The 26962-nt window shown below is 72.5% G+C and carries 1 pseudogene; it reads right to left on the bottom strand.

The window, feature by feature from the left end:
- Positions 1-25 precede the first annotated feature (25 nt).
- Positions 26-26962 (bottom strand): annotated as a pseudogene (locus RHCRD62_RS09235) (non-ribosomal peptide synthase/polyketide synthase); the annotation flags it as partial.

Here is a 26962-nt window from a genome sequence, read left to right as displayed (position 1 = left end):
TCGGGTTCGGCGGCTGGTGTCTCCGTCAGTGCGCGATGAGGTACCGGTCGAGGACCGGTCCGACGACGGCGAGGACGTCCGGTTCGATCATCTGGTTGTGCTCACAGTCGACGGCGATCTCGCGGATGCCGCCGGTGACGGCGCCGCGCCACTCCTGCGGCGAGCGGTCGGTGTCGGAGCGCTGCGCGCGGAAGAACAGCAGGTCCCCGTCGAAGAGGTCGGGGGTGAAACTGCGCATGATCCGGGCGGAGTCGGTGAACCCCGCGTTGATGCGTTGCAGGTGCGCCGCCGTCAGCCCGGTCTCCTGCCCGAACGACCGGTCGAGGAGCTCGGCCGCGGTCTCGTAGGTGAGGTCGTGGTCGCCGGTGTCGGGCAGATCGAGACCGAGACCGTGCAGCAGTTCCCCGACGGTGAGGCTGTCCGGGGTGTCCTCGTCGATCCCGACGTAACTGTCCATCACAGCGAGGGTTTCGACGACCTCGCCACGGGAACGGAGTTCGACGGCGATGGCGTGCGCGATGACACCGCCGAGGGACCAGCCCAGCAGGTGGTACGGCCCGTGCGGCCGGACCGCGACGATCTCCTGCACGTACCGGTGGGCGAGGTCGGCGACGGAGGTGAAGCTCGGTCCACCGCTGATGACGGGCAGCTGCAGGCCGTAGGCGGGGCGATCGCTCGACAGGTACCGCACCAGACCGGCGTAGCCCCAGGACAGTCCGATGCCGGGATGCACACAGAACAGGGGTGCCTTGGCGCCCTGGGTGCGCAGCGGGATCAGCACACTGAGTGCCTGGTCGACGGTGGCGGTGCCGCCCGTCTCCCCGTCGGCGCCCGCGTCCGGTTCGTCGAGGGCACGTGCCATCCCGCGCGGGGTGGGGTCGAGGAACACCGCCTGCAGCGGCAGTCGTCGGCCGAGCCGGGATGCGATCTCCGTGACCAGTCGGGTCGCGACGATGGAGTTGCCGCCGAGGTCGAAGAAGCTGTCGGCGACTCCGACCCGGTCGACGCCGAGGATCTGCTCGAACACGGCGACGACGGACCGTTCCGTCGGGGTGCTCGGCGCCTCGTACAGGTCTGCGCGGGAACCGAACTCGGGTGCGGGCAGGGCCCGGCGGTCGAGTTTGCCGACCGGCGTCATCGGGACATGGTCGAGGACGGTGACAGCGGCGGGCACCATGTGCGCGGGCAGCCGGGCGGCGGCGTAGGCGCGGATCTCCCCCGGGTCGGGGCGCATCCCCGGCGCCCCGACGACATAGGCCGCGAGCAGCGTCCCGCCCGCGGGTGCGGTGTAGCCGATGGTGGCGGCGAACCCGAGGGCGGGGTGTCCGGCGAGGACGGCGTCGATCTCCCCGAGTTCGATGCGGAACCCGCGGACCTTCACCTGGAAGTCGCTGCGCCCCAGGTACTCCACGCGGGGCCGGCCGCCCGCCGGGACCCGCCAGCGCACCACGTCGCCCGTCCGGTACATCGTGGCTCCGGGCGCCCCGAACGGGTTCGCGACGAAACGTCCCGCGGTCAGCCCGGGCCGGTGGTGGTAGCCGCGGGCCAGGCCGGGTCCGGAGACGTACAGTTCGCCGGGCACGCCGACCGGGACCGGATGCAGTCGGGTGTCGAGGATCATCTCTTCGAAACCGATTGCCGGGCGGCCGATGTCGACTGTCTCCCCGGCGCTCATCGGGTCGCTGACGCTGGCCTGGATGGTGGTCTCGGTGGGTCCGTAACCGTTGAACATCCTCCTGTTCCGTGCCCACTTCGCGACGAGCTCCGGCGGGCAGGCCTCACCGGCGACGGCGAGGACCTCGAGTTCGCCGAGTCCGTCGTCGTCCATCGACGACAGCGCGGTCGGGGTGATGAAGGCGTGGGTGACGTGTTCGCGGCGCAGCAGGTCGGCGAGTTCGGTGCCGCCGAAGATCGTCGGGGGCACGATCACCACCCGCGCGCCCGCACTGAAGGCCATCATCAGCTCGAACACGGACGCGTCGAAGCTCGGGGACGCCAGGTGCGAGACCCGCGACCGTGGTGTCACGGTGAACCGGTCGTGTTCCTCGGCGGTGAGGTTCGCGATGCCCCGGTGCGTGATGATGACGCCCTTCGGCAGACCGGTCGATCCGGACGTGTAGATCAGGTACGCGGGGTGCGCGAGGTGCAGCGGCAGCGTCCGGTCGGCGTCGGTGACGGGTTCGTCCGGGTACGACCGTAGTTCGGCGGCGAGGGCGTCGTCGAACTCGAGCCACGGCACGGTGTCGGGCAGCAGGTCGCGGTGCGCGGCGACGGTCAGACCGATGACGGCCGCGGAGTCCCTCAGCATGTAGTCGATGCGTTCGCTCGGATACGTCGGGTCGACGGGCACAAAGGCGGCACCGGCCTTGGCGACCGCCCAGATCGAGACGACCTCCTCCACGGACCGGGTCAGGCCGAGCGCGACGAACGTCTCCGGGCCGACGCCGCGGGCGGCGAGGGCACGGGCCAGCCGCGTCGACCGGGCGTCGAGGTCGCGGTAGGTGACGACGGTGTCCTCGAAGGTGACGGCGACGGCGTCGGGCTGGACCGCCGCGGCGGCGGCGAGCAGGTCCGGCCACACCCGCGGGGTCCGGGCGGTGGGGCCCTGGGCGGGTGCGTACTCGGCGAGTTCGACGGGCCCGAGGATTCCGATGTCCCCGACGGGGCACGCCGGGTCGGCGGTGACGGCCCGCAGGATCCGCACGAACCGGTCGGCGAGATCGCGGACGGTGCCGGGGTCGAACAGGTCGGTGGCGTAGTCGAACGCGGCGGTCATCCCGGCGGGGGCGCCGTCGTCGTCGAACCGTTCCGCGAGGATCAGTTCGAGATCCTCCTTCGCCACGCGAGTGGAGATGTCGACGGCGGACGCGGTCAGGCCGGGCAGTTCGAGGTGCGGGGTCTGCGTGTTCTGGAACTCGAGGGACACCTGGAACAGCGGCGAGTACGCCGTCGAGCGCGGCGGGTTCAGCTTCTCGACGAGCAGTTCGAACGGCAGGTCGGCGTGCGCGAACGCGTCGAGGTCGTGGTCGCGGACCTCGCCGAGCAGGTCGGTGAACGCGACCCCGGGGTCGATGCGGGTACGCAGCACCAGGGTGCCGACGAACATGCCGATCATCTCGTCGAGTGCCGGATCGCCACGTCCGGCGATGGGGGTGCCGACGGCGACGTCGTCGGTGTCGGCGATCCGGGCGAGCATCAGCGCGTATGCGGCGTGGACGGCCATGAACACCGTCGAGCCGGTGGAGTGGGCCAGGTCGGCGACGGCGCGGTGCACGTCGGCGGGCACGGCGAATTCGACGCGGTCCCCGCGCATCGTCTGCTGCAGCGGACGCGGCCGGTCGGTGGGCAGGGTCAGTACGTCGGGCAGGCCGGCGAGGGCGTCCCGCCAGTACCGCCACTGCCTGCTGATCAGGGAGTGCTCGTCGGCGTCGGAGCCGAGGACGCGGTGCTGCCACAGGGTGTAGTCGGCGTACTGCGCGGGCAGCGGCTCCCACTGCGGTGCCGCACCCGCCCCCGCGGAGCGGTCGGTGCGGGCGAGGTAGGCGGTCATCACGTCGCGGGCCAGGGTGGCGAGGGAGAAGCCGTCGGCGCTGATGTGGTGCACGACCACCACCAGGACGTGCTCGGCGTCGGTGTGTCCGGTGCCGGTGAGGGTGTACAGGGCGGCGCGGACGGGGACGGCAACGCTGACGTCGAATCCGGTGGCGGCGAACGCCGCGATGCGATCCGTCACGTCCTCGGCGGCCACGGTGTCCTCGACGAACTCGGTGAGCGCGTCGGCGGTGTCGACGATCCGCTGCGTCGGGGCCCCGTCGACGACGGGGAACAGTGTCCGCAGCGATTCGTGCCGGTCCACGACGTCGGTGACGGCGGCCCGCAGCGCGGGGACGTCGAGGTCGCCGGTGAGCCGCACGGCGAGCGGGATGTTGTAGGCCGGGGACGTGGTGTCGAACTGGTTGAGGAACCACATCCGCTGCTGCGCCAGCGAGATCGGGATGTGGTCGGGTCGCGGGCCCGCGACGAGCGCGGGCCGCGGCGCGGAGCCGTCGGCGGTGACGTGGTCGGCGTCGTCGAGGGCGCGGGCGAGGGCGCGCACCGTCGGTGCCTCGAACAGGGCGCGGACACCGACGGTGACGCCGAGAACGGCGCCGAGGCGTGCGGTGACGCGGGTCGCGACGAGCGAGTTGCCGCCGATGTCGAAGAAGTCGTCGTCGATGCCGACCCGGTCGCGTCCGAGGACCTCCGCGAACACCTCGGCGACGGCCCGTTCGCGGGGGGTCGACGGCGCCGTGTAGTCGGCTCCGGCGAGGTCGAACAGGGGTGCGGGCAGGGCCCGGCGGTCCAGTTTGCCGACGGGCGTCAGGGGAATCTCGTCGAGGACGGTGATCGCGGCGGGCACCATGTGACCCGGCAGGTGCCGGGACAGGCCGGCGGTGAGGTCGGCGGGGTCGATGCGGTGACCGGTGGCGGGCAGGACGTACGCGGCGATGGCGGTGTCCCCGGACGGTCCGGGGACGGCGAGGGTGACGGCGAACCCGACGCCCGGCTGCGCCATCAGGGCGGTGTCGATCTCGCCGAGTTCGATGCGGAACCCGCGGATCTTGACCTGGAAGTCGGTGCGGCCCAGGTATTCGAGGGTGTACCCGTCGTCGCTGCGGGTCCAGCGGACCAGGTCGCCGGTGCGGTACATCCGCTCCCCCGGCGCGTACGGGTGGGCGACGAATCGGCTCGCGGTGAACCCGGGCCGGGCGTGGTAGCCGCGGGCCAGGCCGACACCGCAGATGTACAGCTCGCCGGGCGCACCGACGGGTACCGGTTGCAGGTGGTCGCCGAGGACGAGTTCCTGGACGCCGCGGACGGGACCGCCGAGGGTGATGGGGCGGTCCGGGGACATCGGTGCGCTGATGTTCGACATCACCGTCGTCTCCGTCGGCCCGTACGCGTTGTGCAGGCGGCGGGCGCCGGGGGCGGTCGGATCGGCCGCGGCCCACCGCGTCACGAGGTCGGGTGGGCACGCCTCCCCACCGAAGACGACGTCGGTGAACTCGTCGAGGCCCGCGGGGTCGACGGTCGCGAGGGCGGCGGTGGTGACGAACGCGTGGGTGACGCGTTCGGACTTGATGAGCTGCGCGAGTTCGGTGCCGCCGTACACGCTGGTCGGGGCGATCACCATCGTCGCGCCCGCACCGAACGCCTGCAGGTACTCGAAGACGGATCCGTCGAAGCTGGGGGTGGAGAAGTGCAGGGTCCGGGATCCGGGGTCGGCGTGGAACCGGTCGAGCTGGTCGCGGGCGAAGTTGTCGAGGCCGGTGTGGGTGACGACGACACCCTTCGGGGTTCCCGTCGACCCCGACGTGTACACCAGGTACGCGGCGTTGGTGAGGGCGATCGGGGCGGCCCGGTCGGCGTCGGTGATCGGGGCCGCGGACTCGCGTGCGCACCGGGCCGCGAACTCGGGGTCGTCGACGTGGAGCCACGGCACCGAATCGGGCAGGGCGCCGCGGTGGCCGGACAGGGCGAGGCCGACGGTGGCGCCGGAGTCGGTGAGCATGTGGGTGATGCGGTCGGCCGGATACGTCGGGTCGACGGGGACGAAGGCGGCCCCGGTCTTCGCGACCGCCCACATGCACAGGACCGACTCCACGGAGCGGGCGACACCGACCGCGACGAACGATTCCGGGCGGGCGCCGAGGCCGATCAGGACCCGCGCGAGCCGGTTGGACCGCTCGTCGAGGTCGCGGTACGTGACGTCGTGGCCGGCGGAGGTCACCGCGACCGCGTCCGGGTCGAGGGCGGCGCCGTCGGCGAGGATCTGCGGCAACGTCCGGATCGACCGCCCGGCCGGGCCGGCGACGGGAAGCAGGTCGACGGCTTCGGCGGCGTCGAGGGCGTGTGCCTGCGCGATGCGGGTGTCGGGGGCGTCGGCGAAGCGCAGCAGCATCCTCCGCACCCGGTCCGCGATGCCGGCGACCTCGCCGCGTCCGAACACCTCGGAGTACTCGAACTTGAGGTTGAGGTCCCCGGTGTCGGAGACGACGAGCGCGAGGGGGTAGTGGGCGGAGTCGCGGCCGTGGACGTCGGCGACACGCATCCCGGCGATGTCCGTCTCCGCGGTCAGGCCGGCCCGGTCGACGGGATAGGACTCGAAGACCGTCAGGGTGTCGAACACGGCGCCGGGCCCGGCGGCCTGTTGGATGCCGGGCAGGCCGAGCAGGTGGTGGTCGAGCAGGGCCGCCTGCTCGGACTGCACCCGTTCGAGGAGGCCGGCGAGGGTCTCGGCGGGGTCGAGGGTCACGCGGACGGGGATCGTGGTGATGAACAGCCCGACCATCGACTCGATGCCGGGGATCTGCGGTGGCCGCCCCGAGACGGTGGCGCCGAAGACGACGTCGCTTCGCCCGGTGAGCGCACCCAGCACGAACCCCCAGGCCGCCTGGACGACGGTGTTCACGGTCACGCCGTGGGCGCGGGCGAGCGCACGCACCCGGTCGGCTGCGTCGGCGGGCAGCGTCGTCGCGTACTCGTGGGATCCGGCCGGGGTCGGGTCGCCGGGGGCGGTCGGCGCGAGCAGGGTCGGTTCGCCGACGTCGGCGAACAGGTCCCGCCACACCCCGGTCGAGGCCTCCGGGTCGTGTCCGGCGAGCCACCTCAGGTAGTCGCGGTACGGCCGCACGTGCGGCAGCGCGGCCGGGTCGCCGTCGGTCGCGTACAGGGTGAGCAGGTCCCGCAGGATCAGCGGTGTCGACCAGCCGTCGAGCAGGATGTGATGGTTCGTCAGCACGAGCCGGTACTCCCCCGGCGCCGCCGTCACCAGGTGCAGCCGCAGTAGCGGCGGTGCCGCCATGTCGAAGCCGGCGGTGCGGTCGGCGTCGAGCAGCGCGGTGAACCGGTCCTGCGCGGTGTTCGGGTCGCCGGTCAGGTCGGTCACCGTCCACGGCAGGACGGCGTGCGCGGGCACCACCTGCGCGGCGCGGCCCGCGTCGTCGACGACGAACGCGGCCCGCAGGTTCGGGTGCCGGTCCAGCAGCGCCTGCCCGGCGCGGCGCATCCGGTCGGCGTCGACGGTGCCGCGCAGGTCGAGGGTCAGCTGCACGACGTACGGGTCGGTGGTGTGCTCGGTCAGCCGCGACTGGAACAGCAGCCCCGCCTGCAGCGGGCCGAGCGACCACACGTCCGTGAGCGTCGGGTAGCGCCGTTCGAGGTCGTCGATGGCGGCCTGGTCGAGGTTCACCAGGTCGAGGTCGGACGGGGTGAGCCCGCCGGACGCGGGATCGGTGGCGTGGCGGGCGACGGCGCCCAGCGCCTCGACCCACAGCTCCGCCAGCAGGGTGACCTCCTCCGCGGACAGCACCCCCGTCGGGAAGTCCCAGGTGGCGCGCAGGCGCGGACCGTCGGGGCCGCCGAGGGTGACGGCGTTGACGTCGAGGACCGCGGTGACGGGCAGCTGCGGCGGCGGTGCGTCGTCGAGGGTGACGTCGGCGACCGGCATCCACGCCGCGTCGGGGTCGGTGCCGCCGGCGAGCCGACCGAGGTAGTTGAAGCTGACCTGTGGTGTCCGGGTGCCCACCAGTGGCGAGTCGCCCGTCACCGGGTACCGCAGCAACCCGAACCCGATGCCGTGGTCGGGTGCGGCGAGCACCTGTTCCTTGACGGCCTTGAGCGCGTCGCCCGCGGCCGGCCCGGCGTCGAAGGCGTCGTCGACATCGATGCCGGTGAGGTCGAGCCGGACCGGATGCATCGAGGTGAACCAGCCGACGGTCCGGGACAGGTCGGTGCCTCCCCTTCCGGCCGTGTCCGTGACGGCCGTTTCGCGGCCGTGCCCCTCGAGGGTGACCAGCGCGTCGCTGTGGGACTGCCCGCGGTCGGCGCGCCACCGCGTCAGTGCCATCGCGAGCGCGGTGAGCAGGCCGTCGCCGACGCCGCCGTGGAAGGCCTCGGGGACGGCGGTGAGCAGGGCCTCGGTGACATCGGGCGGGACGTCGACGCGGATCCGGTCGAGGGTCCCGGCCACGTCCCGGGATGGGTCGAGGGCCCGGGCGCCGAGCAGCGGATCCGGTCCGGCCAGGACACCTCGCCAGTAGTCGGTTTCGGCGGCGCGGTCGGTGTCGGCGAGCGCGTGCGCCCACCGCCGCATCGACGTGCCCACCGGAGGCAGGTCGACGGTCCCTCCCCCGGCGAGCCGCGCCCACGCGACCGCGAGGTCGGGCACCAGGATGCGCCAGGACACTCCGTCGACGGCGAGATGGTGCAGGACGAGCAGCAGCCGTCCGGGACCGGCCGGCGGCTCGAAGTGGACGGCCTGCAGGAGTACCCCCGCTTCGGGGTCGAGGCGGACTGCGGCGTCGTCGAGTGCGGAGTCGGCGATCCGCTCGAACGCGGCGCCGGTGACGGTGTCGACGGGCACCCGGGTCAGCAGCGACGCCACGTCCACGGTGCCCGGTGCGGCGACGGTGACCGTCCGGGTGGCGCGGTCGAGGCGGGCACGGAGCATGTCGTGCCGGTCGACGACCGCGCCGAGCGCGCGGGCGAGGCGGTCGCTGTCGGTGTCCGGCAGCGTCAGCAACGCGGTCTGTGTGTATCGGCCGATGTCGCCCGTGCCTGCGCTGTCGGCGCGGTCGAGGAGCCAGCGCACGATCGGGGTGGCGGGGAACTCCCCGACACCCCCACCGGGCAGTTCCTCCAGTGCCGGTGCGGCCGCGTCGCCGGATTCGGCGACGGCGGCGAGCGCGGAGACCGTCTTGTGCTCGAACACCTGCCTCGGCGTCAGGTGCAGTCCGGCGTCCTTCGCGCGGGCCACCAACTGGATGGACATGATGCTGTCGCCGCCGAGCGCGAAGAAGGAGTCGTCCACTCCGACGCGGTGCAGGCCGAGGACCTCCGCGAACAGTCCGGTGAGGGTGGCTTCGGCGGCGGTGGCGGGGTCGCGGCCCGTGCCCGCGCGCTCCCCGAAGTCCGGTTCCGGCAACGCCTTCCGGTCCAGTTTCCCGTTGACGGTCCGCGGCAGTGCCGCGAGTTCGACGAGCGCAGCGGGCACCATGTGCGCGGCGAGCTCCGCGGCGAGGAACTCCCGCAACCGGCTCCGGTCGATGACCGCGCCCGGCTCGGGCACCACGTACTCGACCAGCCGGACGCGGCCCGCGCCGTCGTCGTGGGCGACGGCAACCGCCGCTGCGACTCCAGGGAAACGTAGTGCGGCGGATTCGATCTCGCCGAGTTCGATGCGGAAACCGCGGATCTTGACCTGCAGGTCGCTGCGGCCGAGGTATTCGAGGCGCCCGCCCCGATTCCAGCGGGCGAGGTCGCCGGTCCGGTACATCCGCTGCCCCGGACGCCCGGACGGGTCGGCGACGAACCGGGCCGAGGTCAGGTCGGGGCGGCCGAGGTAGCCGCGGGTGACCTGGTCGCCGGAGACGTACATCTCCCCGACGACACCGGGCGGTACGGGTCGCAGCCGCTTGTCGAGGACGCTGACCCGCAGGCCTGGCACCGCGCGGCCGACGACGCTCGCCGACGACGTGGCCGCGAGGTCCGGGGTGAGTGGCAGTCGGGTCACGTGCACCGTCGTCTCGGTGATGCCGTACATGTTCACCAGTTCCGGCAACACGGCCGTGAAACTCCCCGTCGATACGCTTGCGCCGGTGAAGTACCCCGCCTCTGCGCTCGCACCCGTCGCTGCGCTCGCCCCGCCGCGCCGCGCATACCAGCGACGCAGCTGCGCGAAGTCCAGTGCCTCGCCGCCGAAGACCACGTACCGAAGCGAGGTGAGGAGCTGTCCCGCGGAGGCGCGTTCGGCCTCGGCGAGCTGGTAGAACGCGGTCGGGGTCTGGTTGAGGACGGTGACGTGCTCGCGTTCGAGCAGATCCAGGAACGCCTCCGGCGAACGGGAGGTGTCGTGGTCGACGACCACGAGCCGGCCGCCGTGCAGCAGCGGACCCCACAGTTCCCAGACGGAGAAGTCGAATGCCGCCGAGTGGAACATCGTCCACACGTCGGTCTCGTCGAACCCGAAGGTGTCGCGGGTGTTCTCGAACAGGGTGAGCACGTTGCGATGCGGCACGAGGACACCCTTGGGGCGTCCGGTGGAGCCGGACGTGTAGATGACGTACGCCACCGACTCCGGAGTGAGGGGCGCGCGGCGGTCACGGTCCGTCACCGGCCGATCGGAGGCGCCGCGCAGCGCCGCCGCGACGGCGGGATCGTCGACCGCGAGGGTCGGCACGTCGCCGGCGGGCAACCGCTCGGCCTCGGCGAGGGTGGTCACGGTGCACACAGGTGCGGCGTCGGCGAGGGTGAACGCGTGCCGCTCCGCCGGATGCCCGACGTCCAGGGGCAGGTATCCGGCGCCCGATTCGATCACCGCGAGCAGCGCGACGACGAGGTCGATGCCGCGGGGCAGTGCCACCGCGACGAGGGTTTCCGGTGCGGCGCCCGCGTCGATCAGGACCCGCGCGAGACGGTGCACCCGGGACGCGAGGTCGGCGTAGGTGAGGGTGAGGTCCCCGGCGGTGACGGCGGCGGCGTCGGGGCGGCGGCGTACCGCGTCCGCGAACGCGTCGGCGAGCGTGACGTCCGGGGCCCGGCGGCCCGGCAGGTTCCAGTCCCCGGTCATCGCCTCGAGCTCGGCGGCCGTGCACAGTTCGAGGTCGCCGACCGGCCGGTCCGGATCCGCATCGACGTGCATGAGGAGTCGCCCGAAGCGGTCGGTGATCGCCACCGCGGTTGCCTCGTCGAAGACGTCCGTCGCGTACGTCAGCGTCCCGGTGATCCCGTCGGGAACCCCGTCGTCGGTGAACGTCTCCGCGAGGGTGAACTGCAGGTCGAACTTCGCGACCGGCAGGTCGGGTTCGATCGCGGTGACGGTCAGACCGGGCAGCGTCAGCGTCGGCAGCTCGTTGTTCTGGAACTCGATCAGCACCTGGAACAGCGGCGTGTGGCTGGTGGAGCGGTCCGGGGCGAGCGCATCGACGAGGACCTCGAACGGCAGGTCGGTGTTCTCGAACGCCGCGACGTCGCGGGATCGCATGTCCCCGATCAGATCCCGGAACGACCGCGCCCGCGGGACGGGGCTGCGCAGCACCAGGGTGCCGACGAACATGCCGACCATGTCGTCGAGTGCGGCGGCGCCGCGACCGGCGACGGGAGTGCCGATCGCCAGGTCGTCGCTGCCGGTGAGGTTCGACAGCAGCAGCGCCACCGCCGCGTGCATCGTCATGAACATCGTCGCGCCGCGACTGCGGGACAGGTCCGCGAGCGCCCGGTGCGTGTCCGCGCCGACGTGCACCGGCACCCGGGCACCTATCATGTTCCGCTGCGTCGGGCGAGGCCGGTCGGTCGGCAACTCCAGCACCTCGGGCAGGTCCGCGAGTTCGCGGGTCCAGAACGCCAGTTCGGCGGCGTGCCGGGATGTCGGATCGTCCGGGTCGCCGAGCAGATCCCGTTGCCACAGCGCGAAGTCCGCGAACTGCACGGCCAGCGGGTCGCGGGCGGCCGCGGCGGGGTGACCGGCGACGCGGGCCTGGTAGGCGACCATCACGTCCCGGGCCAGCGGCGCCATCGAGTATCCGTCCGCGCAGATGTGGTGCACGACGATCGCGAGGACGGCGTCGCGGGGTCCGGTCACGAACACGGCCACCCGGACCGGGACCTCGGCGGTGACGTCGAATCCGGCGCCGACGAACTCGGCGAGGCGCGCGGGCAGGTCCGCTTCGGTGACGGTCCGCACGTCGAGGTCCGCCGCGGTCCCGTCGTCCGGGGTGGCGGCGAGGATCACCTGTTCCGGTTCGCCGTCCGCGCCGAGCGGGTACCTGGTGCGCAGCGACTCGTGCCTGCCCTGTACGTCCCGCAGCGCCGCGGCGAGCGTCGCGACGTCGAGGTCGCCGGTCAGCCGGACGGCGAGCGGAATGTTGTAGGCCGGTGAGGTGGTGTCGAACTGGTTGAGGAACCACATCCGCTGCTGCGCCGGTGAGAGCGGCAGGTGCTCCGGCCGGGGGCCCGCGGTCAACGCTGGGCGGGCCCCGCCGCCTCCGCTCCCGGCCGCGACATCGGTGCTCAGCGCGTCGGCGACGGCACGGACGGTCCGCGCGTCGAAGAGGGTCCGCACCCCGATCGGTGCGTCGAGGGTCGCGGTCAGCCGCGCGGCGACGCGGGTCGCGATCAGCGAGTTGCCGCCGAGGTCGAAGAAGTCGTCGTCCGCGCCGACCCGGTCGACGCCGAGAACGTCCGCGAACACGTCCGCGACCGTCTGCTCCAGCGGAGTGGACGGCGGCACATACTGCGCTGCCGCGAAATTCGGTTCCGGAAGTGCACGTCGGTCGAGTTTGCCGACCGGGGTCAGCGGGATCTCGTCGAGGAACGTCACCGACTCCGGGACCATGTGTGCGGGCAGCCGGTCGCGGACGAAGGCGCGGATCGCGGTTGCCGTCGGGCGCGGGTGGTCCGAGCCGTCCGCACTGCCGCCCCCTCCCGTGGTGACGTAGGAGGCCAGGTGGGTGTCGTCGCCGATCTTGTGGGCGACCGTGACCGCGAACGTGACGTCGGGGTGCGCGGCGACCGCGGAGTCGATCTCGCCGAGTTCGATGCGGAACCCGCGGATCTTGACCTGGAAGTCGCTGCGGCCGAGGTAGTCGAGCGTCGGGGTGTCGGTGTCGTCGAGGCGCCAGCGCACGAGGTCGCCGGTGCGGTACATCCGCTCGCCCGGCGCGAACGGGTTGGCGACGAACCGGCCCGCGGTGAACCCTGGCCTGCCGTGGTAGCCGCGGGCCAGGCCGGGCCCGCACAGGTACAGCTCACCCGGCACCCCCGCGGGCACGGGTTGCAGCCGCGACCCGAGCACCACCTGCGTCGCCCCGAGCACCGGACCACCGATCCCGACCGGGTCCCCGGCGCGCAGGGGGGCACTGATGTCGGCCATGATCGTCGCTTCGGTGGGGCCGTACCCGTTGAAGAACCGGCGATCCGGGTGGTCGGCCGTCCATCGGGTGACGAGTTCGGGTGGGCAGGCCTCACCACCGACGAGCACGGAGGCGAACTCGTCCAGTCCGTCCGGGTCGACGGTTTCGAGTCCGGCGGTGGTGACGAACGAGTGGGTGACGTGTTCGGTGGCGATCAGGTCGGCGAGGTCGCTGCCGCCGTACACGTCGGGCGGTGCGATGACCATCGTCGCGCCCGCACCGAACGCCAGCAGGTAGTCGAGGACGGCGCCGTCGAAACTCGGGGACGCGAAGTGCAGGGTGCGGCTGCGGTGGTCGGCGCCCAGCCGCCGTCGCAGTTCGTGGTTGAAGACGTCGAGGCCGCGGTGGGTGACGACGACTCCCTTGGGGGTGCCGGTGGATCCGGACGTGTAGACGACGTAGGCGGCGTCGTCCCGGTGCAGCTGGGCGCGCCGGTCCGTGTCCGTCACGGGGTCCGCGGACACCGACGCCAGCATGTCGGCGGCGTCCGGCCCGTCGAGGCGCAGCCAGATCACCTCTCCCGGCAGCCGGCTTTCGGTGTCGCTGAGGGTGATGCCGTGCACGGACCCGGAATCGGTCAGCATGTGCGCGATGCGGTCCGGCGGATAGGTGGGGTCGACGGGCACGAACGCGGCACCGGTCTTGGCGACCGCCCACATCGCGGTCACCGAGTCGGCGGACCGGGCCAGGGCGAGTGCGACGGTCGTGCCGGGGCCTGCGCCGCGCGCGATCATCACCCGCGCCAACCGGTTCGACGTCTCGTCGAGGTCCCGGTAGGAGATCGAGTGGTACGGCCCGTCCGCGTCGGGTCGGTACCGCAACGCGACCGCGTCGGGGTGGGCGGACGCGGTGTCGGTGAGGATCTGCGGCAGTGTCCGGCGTCGGTCGGCGGCGGGGCCCTGCGCGGGTGCGAGCAGGTCGCGTTCACGCTCGTCGAGCAGCAGCAGTCGCGGCAACGGCACATCCGGGTCGTCGACGAGGGTGCCCAGCAACTGCGCGAGCTGCCCGCCGAGCCGCTCGACGAGGGCATGGTCGAACACCTCCGGGAAGTACTCGAGGTCGAGGGTCAGGTGCTCGTCGTCGGACGCGATCAACGCCAGCGGGTAGTGCGCGGCGTCGGCGGTGTCGTGGACGTCGATCACCCGCATGCCTGCGATGTCGGTGTCGGCGGTCAGTGCGTCCCGGTCGATCGGGTACGACTCGAACACGGTGAGGGTGTCGAACACGGCGCCGGGCCCGACCGCGCCGACGATGTCGGACAGCCCGACGTGGTGGTGGTCGAGGAGGGTGGCCTGCTCGGACTGCAACCGGGCGCCGGCCTCGATCAGCGTCTCGTGCGGAGCGAGCGTGACGCGTACGGGCAGCGTGTTGATGAACAGGCCGACCATCGCCTCGATGCCCGGGATCTGCGGGGGCCTGCCGGCGACGGTGCCACCGAAGACGACGTCGTCGCGTCCGGTCAACTCCCCCAGCACGATTCCCCAGGCGAGGCGAACCATCGTGGACAGGGTGATGCCGCGATCGCGGGCCAGGGACCGCAGGCCTGCGGCCACGTCGGCGTCGAGGTCGACGCGCACCTGCCGGGACGCCTCGCCTGCCGCCCCGCCGTGATCGAGCAGGGTCGGGTCGGTGGCCCCGGCGAGGGCGTCGCGCCACGCGGTCAGCGAGTCCGCGGTGTCGCGGCCCGCGAGCCAGTGCAGGTAGTCGCGGTAGGGATGGACCCGCGGCAGCGCGGCCGGGTCGCCGTCGGTCGCGTACAGGGTCAGCAGGTCCCGCAGCACCAGCGGCATCGACCAGCCGTCGAGGAGGATGTGGTGGTTGGTGAGGACGATGTGGTGCGTGTCGTCTCCGGTGCGGATCATCGTGATCCGCAGCAGCGGCGCGGTCGCCATGTCGAATCCGCGGGCCCGGTCCTCGGTCATCAGCCGTTCGAGTGCGGCGTCCCGGTCGGCGTCCGCCAGGTCACCGAGATCGACCTCGGCCCAGGGCAGTTCGACGCTGCGGTGCACGATCTGTACCGGTCGGCCGTCGTCGTCGGGCACGAACGCCGCCCGCAGGTTGGGGTGCCGGTCCAGCAGCGCCTGACCGGCGCGCTGTACCCGCCGCGGATCCGCGCCGCGCACCACCAACGTCAACTGCACGGTGTAGGAGTCGACGGCCCGCCCACCCGGCGCCGCACCCGATCCGGCGGCCTCCGCGTGGTACAGCAGACCCGACTGCAGCGGTGAGAGCGACCAGATCTCCTGCAAACCCGGATGCCGGGCCTCGATGCGGTCGATCGCCGGCTGGTCCAGGTCGACGAGGTCGACGTCGGACGGGGTCAGGCCACCGGCGTCCGGGCCGGTCACGTGCCGCGCGAGCGCCGTCAGCGCGGAGGTCCACAGGCCGGCGATCTCGGCGACCTCGGCGCCGGTCAGCACACCGGTCGGGTACGCCCACGTCGCGCGGAGCACCGGCCGATCGCCCTGCATCGTGGTGACGGCGTTGACGTCGAGGACGGACGCCAGCGGCATGTCCCGGTCCTGGACGCGCTGCATGTCGACGTCCCCGGCCGGGGTCCATGCGGCGTCGGCTCCGCCCGCAGTCAGGTCGGTCGCGAACCGGCCCAGGTAGTTGAACGAGACCTGCGGTGCGGGGTGGGCGGCCAGCTCGGGACCCGCATCCGGGTCCAGGTACCGCAGCAGGCCGTAGCCGACGCCGCTGTCGGGGATCGCGAGCAACTGTTCCTTGACGGACTTGATCGCCGTGCCCGCCGACCGTCCGCCCGCGAACGCGTCGTCCAGGTCGACGCCGGGCAGGTGCAGCCGCAGCGGGTGCAGTGAGGTGAACCAGCCGACGGTGCGGGACAGGTCGGCGCGGCCTTCTCGGGCGGAGCCTCGGGCATGGGTGGCCACGACCTGCTCTTCGCGGCCGTGACCTTCGAGTCCGAGCAGGGTGCCGCCGGAGACGTCCTGTCCGCGGTCGTGACGCCAGCGGGTCAGGGCCAACGCCAGCGCGGCGAGCAGGCCGTCGGCGACGCTGCCGTGGTACAGCTCGGGGACCGCGGTCAGGACGGCGTCGCTGACGTCGGTGGGTACCTCGACCGTGATCCGTTCGGCGGTGGACTCGACGTCGACGGCGGGGTCGAGGGGCCGCGACCCGATCACGGGGTCTGGACCGGTGTGCACGGCCCGCCAGAGGTCCAGTTCGTCGCGTCGCGAGCCCGCGACGTCGACGAGTGCGTGCGCCCACCGCCGCATCGACGTGCCGACCGGCGCCAGTGCCGGCTCCCGGCCCGCCGTCACCTGCGACCACGCGATCGCCAGGTCCGGGACGAGCACCCGCCACGAGACGCCGTCGACGACGAGGTGGTGGACCACGACCATCAGCCGGTCCTCGCCCGCCGCCGAATCGAGCCAGACGACCTGCACCATCACGCCGTTCACCGGATCGAGGCGGTCCTGGGCGGCGTCGAGGACGGCGAGTGCCGTCGACGCGTACTCCGGGGTTCCGGGCGCCGACCGGACCGTGACCCGGCGCACGCACGAGGCGGCGTCGACGGCGCCGACGGGCCGCGCCTCCATCACCGGTCCCGTCGCGGGGTCGTCGATCCGCAGTCGCGCCCGCAGCATGTCGTGGCGGTCGATCACGGCCTGCACCGTCGCGACGAGCGGCTCGAGGGCGGTGAGATCGTGGGGGGCGCGCAGCATCGTCGGCTGCGACATCCGGCCGAACCGGTCGACTCCGTCGCGCGCCCCGTCGGGGTGTCCGCTGCGTTCGATCAGCCACCGGACGATCGGGGTGGGCGGCATGTCGCCGACACCGCCGCCGGGCAGTTCCTCCAGCGCGGGCACGCGTGCGTCGCCGGTTTCGGCGACGGCGGCGAGCGCGGCGACCGTCTTGTGTTCGAACACCTGACGCGGGGTCAACTGCACCCCGGCGTCCTTGGCGCGGGCCACCAGCTGGATGGACATGATGCTGTCGCCGCCGAGCGCGAAGAACGAGTCGTCGACACCGAAGTCGGTCTCGTTCAGGCCGAGTACCTCGCCGTACAGGGCGACGAGGGCGGTTTCGACGGTGCCGTTCGCGGCGCGGCGCGCGGCCGTGCGGGCGGTGAAGTCCGGTTCGGGCAGGGCCCGCCGGTCCAGTTTGCCGACCGGGGTCAGCGGCAGGTCGTCGAGGACGACGAGGGCGGCGGGCACCATGTACGGGGCGAGTTGGGTCGCGGTGAACGCGAGCAGGTCGTCGATGTCCACGTGGTTCACCGCGGGCACCACGTACCCGACCAGACGCGGTCGCCCGGCGGTGTCGGGGTGGGCGACGACGACGGCTCGGGCCACGGACTCGTGGCGGGTCAGCGCCGACTCGACCTCGCCGAGTTCGATGCGGAAGCCGCGGATCTTCACCTGGAAGTCGCTGCGCCCCAGGTACTCCAGGTCCCCAGCCGTGACACCCCCCGTCGCTCCGCTCGTCCTACCGTTCCAGCGCACGAGGTCCCCGGTCCGGTACATCCGACCCCCGGTGAACGGGTCCGCCACGAACCGTTCCGCCGTCGTCCCCGGACGATTCCGGTACCCGCGGGCCACACTCGGACCCGTGACGTACAGCTCCCCCACCACCCCCACCGGGACGGGATGGAGCCGGTCGTCGAGGACGACGACCGCGCCGCCGGTCGGCGGCCGGCCGATGGTGACGGACCGGTCGGGGTCCATCGGTCCGGTGACGGTGGCGACGACGGTCGCCTCCGTCGGGCCGTACGCGTTGAACATCGATCGGTCTCCGGTGGCCCACTGGCGCACCAGTTCCGGCGGGCAGCTGTCGCCGCCGGTGGCGACGCGCCGCAGGTCCGGTACCGCGTCGGCGTCGACGGAACCGAGGGCGGCGGGGGTGATGAAGGCGTGCGTGACCCGTTCCCGGCGGAGCAGGTCGGTGAGTTCGCCGCCGCCGATCACGTCCGGCGGCGCGACCACCATCGTTGCGCCCGCGCCGATGGCGAGGAGCAGTTCGAGGATCGACGCGTCGAAGCTCGGCGACGAGAAGTGCAGGGTCCGCGAGTCGGCGGTGACCTCGTACCGGCGGCGTTCGTCGGCGGCGAAGCTCGCCAACCCGCGGTGGGTGACGATGACGCCCTTCGGCACACCGGTCGAGCCGGACGTGTAGATGAGGTAGGCGGGATGATCGATCCGGAGCGCGGAGGTGCGATCCGCGTCGCCGATCGGCCCGTCGCCTGCGTCGGTGGACGCGTCGTCGTCGAGGGTGACCGCGACGACCCCGTCCGGGACGATGCCGCGTTGCTCGTCGAGGGTGACGGCGAGGGCCGCGCCGGAGTCCTCGAGCATGTGCAGGATGCGGTCGGCGGGATAGTTCGGGTCCACCGGCACGAACGCGGCGCCGGTCTTCGCGACCGCCCACACGGCGACCACGGACCGCGGGGATCGCGGCAACGCGACCGCGACGACGGTGTCCGGGCCCGCGCCGAGCCCGATCAGGCGGCGCGCCAGCCGGTTCGACGCGGCGTCGAGTTCCCGGTATCCGATGGTGGTGCCGTCGGCGCCGTCGACGAGGGCGGTGCCGTCGGGGTTCTCGGCGACGGCCGCGGCCAGCAGGTCGGGCAGGGTGCGCGGGGGCGCGGGTTCGGGTCCGCGTACCGGGGCCAGTGTCGCCGCGGTGCCGGCGTCCAGGACGGTGACGTCCCCGACCGGGGCGTCGGGTGTCGCGGTCACCGACGCCAGGATCCGCCGCAGCCGCCGCGACAACTCGTCGACGGTGGAGGCGTCGAAAAGGTCGGTGGCGTAGGTGAATCCGGCCTCGATTCCGGCGGGGGTGCCGTCGGGATCGAACTGTTCGGTGCAGGTGAGCTGCAGGTCGTAGTTCGCGATGGACACCTCGAGGTCGACCGCCGACACCGTTAGACCCGGCAACTCCAGCCGGGCGCGTTCGGTGTTGCGGAACTCGAACATCACCTGGAACAGCGGTGCGTGCGCGGTGCTGCGTTCCGGCGCCATCACCTCCACCAGCCGCTCGAACGGCAGGTCGGACTGATGGAAGGCCTGCAGGTCGCTTTCCCGGACCTCCGACAGCAGGTCGACGAACGACAGGTCGGGCCGCACGTCGGTGCGCAGCACCAGGGTTCCCACGAACATGCCGACCATGTCGTCGAGTTCGGGTTCCCCGCGCCCGGCGATCGGGGTGCCGACCGCGATGTCGGTGGTGCCCGACGAGCGGGCCAGCAGGATCGCGAGCGCCGCGTGCATCGCCATGAACACCGTCGTGCCGCGTTCGCGGGCCGTCGCGATCAGCCGCCGGTGCAGTTCGGCATCGATGGTGAACGGCGCCACCGCCCCGCGCAGCGACTGCGTCGCGGGCCGGGGCCGATCGGTGGGCAGCGGCAGCAGATCCGGCAGGTCCGCCAGGGTGGTGGTCCAGTAGTCGAGTTGCCGGGCCATCAGGCTGTCCGGGTCGTCCGCGACGCCGAGGACCCGTTGCTGCCACAGCGCGAAGTCCGCGTACTGCACCGGCAACGGCGTCCACTGCGGCACCAGCCCGGCGGTGCGGGCGCCGTACGCGGTCATCACGTCCCGCGCCAGCGGCGCCATCGAGAAGCCGTCCGCGCAGATGTGGTGCAGGACGATCACCAGCACGTGCGCCTGCGGCGCGGTCCGCAGCAGGGCGGCGCGCAGCGGGGGCGCCGCGGTGACGTCGAAGCCCTCCGACGCCAGCGCGGTGATCCGCTGCGGCAGGTCGGATTCGGGCACCGACACCGCTGTCAGGTCGAGGGCGACGTCGGCGGTCGCGACGACCTCCTGCGTCGGTGCGCCGCCGACCAGTGGGAAACGGGTCCGCAGCGCCTCGTGCCGGTCCAGGACGTCGCCGACAGCGGCCTGCAGCGCGGGGGTGTCGAGGTCGCCGTCCAGCCGGATCGGCATGACGATGTTGTACGCCGGTGAGGTGGTGTCGAACTGGTTGACGAACCACATGCGTTGCTGGGCGAGCGCGACGGGGACCGGGGTCGGTCGTGGTTCCGGAGTGAGCGGCGGCCGGTCGGTGGCGGCCGCTGTCGCCGATTCGACCCGCAGGGCCAGCGTTGCGACGGTCGGCGCGTCGAACACCTCGCGGACGCCGATCCTGCTGCCCAGTGCCGAGTTCGCGCGGGCCACCAGACGGGCGGCGATCAGCGAGTTGCCGCCCAGGTCGAAGAAGTTGTCGTGCACCCCGACCCGCGGCGCCGCCACCAGGTCGGCGACGATCGCGCAGAGGATTTCCTCGACGGGGTTGCGGGGCGCGACGAACTCCGCCGACGACACCACGAACTCCGGTTCCGGCAACGCCCGCCGGTCCAGCTTTCCCGTCGACCCGAGGGGGAACTCGTCGAGGACGAACACCTGCGCGGGCACCATGTACGCGGCCAGTTCCGTCGCCGCCGCGGTCCGGACCGCGGCCGGGTCGACGTCGTGGCCCGGTTCGGCGACCACGTAGCCGATGAGCGATTCGCCGGTGATGTCGTCGCGGTGCACCACGACGACGGACTGCGCGACCCCGTCGGCGCGGAGGAGGGCGGCCTCGACCTCGCCGAGTTCGATGCGCTGGCCCCGCAGCTTGACCTGGAAGTCGCTGCGCCCCAGGTATTCCAGGACGCCGGCGCTCGGCCGGCCGGGTGCGCGGCTCGGGCGTTCGAGCCACCGCACCACGTCGCCGGTGCGGTACATGCGTGCGCCGGGGTCGGGGGCGAACGGGTCGGCGACGAACCGGTCCGCGGTCAGGTCGGGACGCCCGACGTAGCCGCGGGCGATCTGGACGCCCGCGAGGTACAGCTCGCCGCGCACCCCGACCGGGACCGGGTGCAGCCGGGAGTCGAGGACGTAGAGCCGGGTGTTCCACACCGGCGAGCCGATCGGCACGATGCCCGTGTCGGCGGCGGAGATCTCCCAGGCGGTGACGTCGACCGCGGCCTCCGTCGGCCCGTACAGATTGTGCAGCGCGGCGCCGCAGAACCGGCGGAACGTCTCGGCGGTCGCCGGTGGCAGGGCCTCACCGCTGCAGAACACGCGCAGCAGGCCGGCGCACTCCTCGGGCCGCGCCGCGGACAGGAACGTCGCGAGCATCGACGGCACGAAGTGCATCGTCGTGATGTGTTCGGCGGCGATGATCCGGGACAGGTAGTCGGGGTCGCGGTGGCCGTCGGGGGCCGCGACGACGAGCCGTGCTCCGGTCATCAGGGGCCAGAACAACTCCCACACCGACACGTCGAAGGTCACCGGTGTCTTCTGCAGTACCGCGTCGGAGGTGTCGAGCGGGTACGTGTCCTGCATCCACTGCAGCCGGTTCACGATCGCGCGGTGGGTGACCTCCACCCCCTTCGGTCGGCCCGTCGACCCGGACGTGTACAGCACGTACGCCGCCGAATCCGGGTGCGGGTCCGGCAGGTGGGCGGCCCGCTCGGCCTCCGGATCGAGGTCGTCGAGCAGCAGCAGCGGCGCATCCTCGGGCAACCGGTCGACCAACGTCGTGGTGGTCAGGACGACGGCGGGGCCCGCGCTGTCGAGGACGTACCGGGTCCGCGCCTGCGGGTGGTCCGGGTCGAGTGGCACGTATGCCGCGCCGGCGGCGACCACCGCGTGGATCGCGACGAGGAGGTCGTCGGACCGGCGCAATGCCACCGCGACCCGCGCACCGGGCCCGACGCCGCGTGCGACGAGGACCCGCGCGAGATCGTCGACCCGCGCACCGAACTCGGCGTAGGTCCAGCTGCGGTCGCCGAAGACCAGGGCGACGCCGTCCGGGGTGCGGCCGCGTTGTGCCCGCAGCAGGGCGGGCAGCGTGTCCGGCGCGACGGGGACCGAGGTGTCGTTCCAGTCCTGCACGACGCGGCGGTGCTCGTCCGCGCCGACGACCGGCAGGTCGCCGACCACGGCATCCGGGGCCGCGGTCACCGCTTCGAGGACCCGGACGAAGCGGTCCGCCATCGCCGACATCGTCGTGTGCTCGAACAGGTCCTTCGCATACGCGAACTGGGTGTCCAGCGGCCCCGGAGCACCGTCCGCGGTGGTGTGCTCGGTGGCGATCACCTGCAGGTCGAACTTCGCGGTGCCCGTGTCGACGTCCTCCACGTCCGCTGTGACACCCGGCAGCTCCAGGTGTGCGTCCACGGCGGCCTGCAGTACGAGCATCACCTGGAACAGCGGCGAGTGCGCCGTCGTGCGGGCCGGGTTCATCGCGTCGACGAGCACCTCGAACGGCAGGTCCGTGCGACCGAGGGCGGCGAGGTCGTCGGCGCGGACCCGGTCCAACAGCGCGGTGAACGGTTCCGCCGGGTCGACCTGCGCGCGCAGCACGAGGGTGCCGACGAACATGCCGACGAGGTCGTCGAGCCCCGCCTCGCCGCGCCCCGACACCGGCGACCCGATGGAGATGTCGGACTCGCCGCTCGAGCGGGCCAGCAGCACAGCCAACGCCGCGTGCAACACCATGAACAGGCTGGTGCCGCGGTCGTGCGCGAGGGCGAGGAGCCGGGCGTGCAGGTCCGCGTCGAGTGAGACGTCGACCGTTCCGCCCCGCATCGACGCCCGCGCCGGACGCGGCCGGTCGATGGGCAGCGACAGCACCTCGGGGGCGCCTGCGAGCGCCCCGGTCCAGAATCGCAGCTGCCGCGCCAGCAGGCTGTCCGGGTCGTCCGCCGACCCGAGCAGGTCCCGCTGCCACAACGCGTAGTCGGCGTACTGCACCGGCAGGGGCGTCCACGTCGGTGCCCGGCCCTCGATCCGCGCCGCATAGGCGGTCAGCACGTCCCGCGCCAGCGGTCCCATCGACAGCCCGTCGGCCGCGATGTGGTGGACGACGAGGACCAGCACATGGGTGGTGGGCGCGATCCGCAGCAGCGTTGCGCGCAGCGCCGTGCTCGTGGTGACGTCGAACCCCGTCGTCGCCAGGTCCCGCACCCGGGGGCGCAGTCGGTCGACGGGCACGTCGACGGGCGTCAGATCGGGTGTGGCCTCCGTCGCGGACCGCACCTGCTGGACGGGCCCGGTCGGGGTGTTCGGGAAGACGGTGCGCAGCGTCTGGTGGCGGTCGACGACGTCGCCGAGCGCGGCGGTCAACGCCGTCACGTCCAGTTCGCCGGTGAGCCGCACCGCGATCGGGATGTTGTACACCGCGGAGGTGGTGTCGAGTTGGTTGACCACCCACATCCGTTGCTGCGCCAGCGACACCGGGACCGGGGTGTCGTGCAGTCGCGGCTCCAGCGCCGGCCGCACCCCCGCGGTGTCCGCGACGTCGGCGCGTGCCGCGAGGGTCGCCACCGTCGGCGCCTCGAACAGGTCGAGGACCCCGAGCGCGGTACCCAGCGCGGCGTTGATCCGGGCGATGACCCGGGTCGCGATCAGGGAGTCGCCGCCGAGGTCGAAGAAGCTGTCGTCGAGACCGACGCGGGCGGCGCCGAGAACATCGGCGAAGACCTCCGCGATGCGGCGCTCGGTGTCGGTGCCCGGCTCGCGGTAGGCGGTCGCGGTGGTGTCGAACCGCGGCTGCGGCAACGCCCGCCGATCGAGCTTTCCCGCCGGGGTCAGCGGCAGGGTGTCGAGGACGACGACCGTCGCGGGCACCATGTGCGCAGGCAGCGACGCGGCCGCGTGGGCCAGCAGCGCGGCCTCGTCGACCACGGCCCCCTCGGCGGGCAGCACGTACCCGACGAGCGCCAGGTCGCCCGACTGCCGCATGTGTCCCGCGGTGGCGGCGAACGCGACCGCGGGATCGGTGCGGAGCACCGAGTCGATCTCGCCCAGTTCCACCCGGAAGCCGCGGATCTTGATCTGGAAGTCGCTGCGCCCCAGGTACTCCAGCTCCCCCTGGCCGTTCCAGCGCACGAGGTCCCCGGTCCGGTACATCCGACCCCCGGTGAACGGGTCCGCCACGAACCGTTCCGCCGTCGTCCCCGGACGATTCCGGTACCCGCGGGCCACACTCGGACCCGTGACGTACAGCTCCCCCACCACCCCCACCGGGACGGGATGGAGCCGGTCGTCGAGGACGAGCGACCCGCTGCCCCGCGACGGTTTGCCGATCGTCACCGGCCGGTCCGGCGTCAACGGTGAGCTGATGGCCGCGACGACGGTAGCCTCGGTCGGGCCGTACGCGTTGTACAGGCGCCGCTCGTCGGTGGTCCACTGCCGGACCAACTCCGGTGGGCACACGTCGCCGCCCGTGATCACGCACCGCAGATCGTCCAGGCCGGTCGGGTCGACGGACGCCAACGCTGCGGGCGTGACGAACCCGTGCGTGACGGTCCGCAGCACCTCCTTGAGTTCCTCGCCGCCGTACACCGTCGGCGGCGCGACGACCATCGTCGCGCCCGACCCGACCGCCAGCAGCAGTTCGAGGATCGACGCGTCGAAACTCGGCGACGAGAAGTGCAGCGTCCGACTGTCCGAGGTCACCGCGAACCGCTGCCGAGCCTCCTCCATCAGGTTCGCCAACCCGCGGTGCGAGACGACGACGCCCTTCGGCAGACCCGTGGACCCGGAGGTGTAGATCAGGTAGGCGGCGTCGTCGACACCCGCCTGCGGCAACTCCGCCGCGGGGGGTGCCATGAGATCGGCCTCGTCGACGTCGAACCATTCGACCAGGTCGGGCAGCTGGTCGCGGTGTGCGCGGACGGTCAGGCCGAGGGCGGCGCCGGAATCGGCGAGCATGTGCTCGATGCGGTCCGCCGGATAGTTCGGATCGACCGGCACGAAGGCGGCACCGCACCGCACGACCGCCCACCACGCGGTCACCGATTCGATGGATCTTGCGATCGAGAGCGCCACCACCGAACCGGGTCCCGCGCCGCGACCGGCGAGGACCGCGGCCAGTGCGGCGGAGCGGTCGGCGAGTTCCCGGTAGGTGAGGGAGCGGGCTCCGTCGACGACGGCGGTCCGGTCCGGTCCGGCCTCGACCGCGTCCGACATGAGCTGCGCCAACGTCCGCGGGTCGGTGGGCGGCGGACCCCACACCGGGCCCAGCGCGTCCGCCTCCGCGGCGGAGAGCACCGGGATGTCACCGGTGGCCAGGTCGGGGTCCGCGGACACCGCGGCGAGGATGCGTTCGAGGCGGGCGACGACGGTGGCGACGGCTTCCGGTGCGAACACGTCGTTGGCCTCGTGTGCGACGAGGGCCGGAACGGGGCCGGGCCGGTACTGGAGCACCAGGTCGGCGCGGCGGGGATCGACGTCCGGGGCCGTGACGGCGAGCGGAACATCGGGCAGGTCGAGCGTCTCGGCGAGGCGCGAGCGGGGGGTCGCGGCGTGCTCGGCGGCGCGGCGCACGCTGTCGGCGGTGCGGCGGACCTGCTCGGAGAAGGAGGTGGCGGGATCGAGCCGGGAGCGGATGGGCAGCGGATCCGGTGCGGTACCCCTCCGCATCGGATCCGGTCCAGAAGCGGTCGGACCGTCGGGTGGCTTGTCGGCACTGTAGGAGGGCGGGGCGACATCGGTGGCGGTGGCGAAGTCGTCGGCTCCGGTGAGCCTGCCGACGAGGACGGCGAGCGCGGTGTGCAGCACCGTCGCCGTTTCGACACCGATCCGGGTGGCCAGCGCCCGCAACCCGTCCGCGACACCCGGACCGAGGACGAATTCCGTTGTGGTGTAGCCGGGTTGCCGCTGGTCGGGCCTGGCTCCGGGCAGGGTGGGTGCCACGGGCAGCCCCGCCAGCTCCGTGCGCCAGTAGTCGACGTCGGCGGCGGTGCGCAGCCGATCGTCGCCGATGGCCGCGGACTCGGGATGGACGGAGTCGACGCGGGCGTCCGGTGCGGCGGCGACGAACTCCTCGACCAGGGCGACGCACCGGCGGTGGTGCTCGCGCAGGTCGTCCGCCCCGTACCGGTTCGGGTTACCCCGGAAGTCGACGAGTGTCTTTGCCGGAGAGCCACTTTGGTAGATGTTGACCAGCAGGTCCTGGACGGGTCCCGACGTGACGATGTGGTACTCGCCGACGACGGACCCCAACGTGATCTCCTGCCGGAACAGCATCACGTTGACCATCGGTCCGGTCAGGCCCTGCCGCGCGCCCGTCAGTCCGGCGTCGCGCCGAATGTCCTCGATGCTGCACCGTTGATGCCGCAGCGCACCCATCAGTTCCAGTTGCACCCGCTGCACCAGCGACCTCACGGTGTCGTCGGCGTCGACCTCGATGTGCAGGGGCGCGACGTTGACGAGCATGCCGCCGGACCGCTGCAGGGGCGCGGTGGTACGCGCCGAGACGGGCAGGTTGACCAGGACGTCGCGCCGACCGGTCATGCGAGCGAGATAGCACGCGAACGCGGCGATCAGCACCGCCGCAGGCGTGCCGCCGAACAGGTCGTCGGTGGCACCGAGACGGTCCAGGGTCGGCTGCGAGAGGACTGCGCTCTCGAGCCTGCTGCGGGCAGAGACGGGACCCTCGCCTTCGGCGAGGGTCGATCCGGACTCGATGCCGCGAATGTGTTCGGCCCAGTATTCCCGATCCGAGGCGAACCTGCTCGATTCGCGGTACGCGACGTCCAGGTCGTAGAGCCGCCGAAGATCCAGCGCCCGACTCGGTTCCGGCTCAACGCCCTTCGCCGCGGCCGTGTACAGGGCAGCGATCCGGTTCACCATCGTCATGCCGCTGTACCCGTCGAGCGCGACATGGTGAATTCGGGTGTACCACAGGTAGTCTCGGTCGCCGACCTGGAGGATCGTCATCTCCACCAAGCGGTCGCGGGTGATCCGGATCGGTGTCACGTAGTCGGTGTCGATCCAGGCGTGCGCGGCCGCCATCGGGTCGCGTTCGCCGCGGAAGTCGAAGAAGCCGATGCTCGAGTCGATCGAGGGGTCGACGATCTGACGCGGCTCACCGTCGATCTCGACCAAAGTCAGGAAAGGCGACTGGAACTCGTGTGCCGCCGCGAGCGCGGACTCCCGCAGCAGCGGAAGGTCGATGTCGCCGTGCAGTTCAACGTACTGCGCGATGAACGTCGGCACCGTCGGATTGAGCTGCTGCGAGAACCACATCGTCCGCTGGACCGCGGACAACGGAAACGA

It is taken from the genome of Rhodococcus sp. RD6.2, assembly GCF_001040705.1.
Lineage (GTDB): Bacteria > Actinomycetota > Actinomycetes > Mycobacteriales > Mycobacteriaceae > Rhodococcus_G.
Note: the sequence above shows the minus strand (reverse complement) of the source record. Positions and strands in the feature narration are given on the sequence as shown.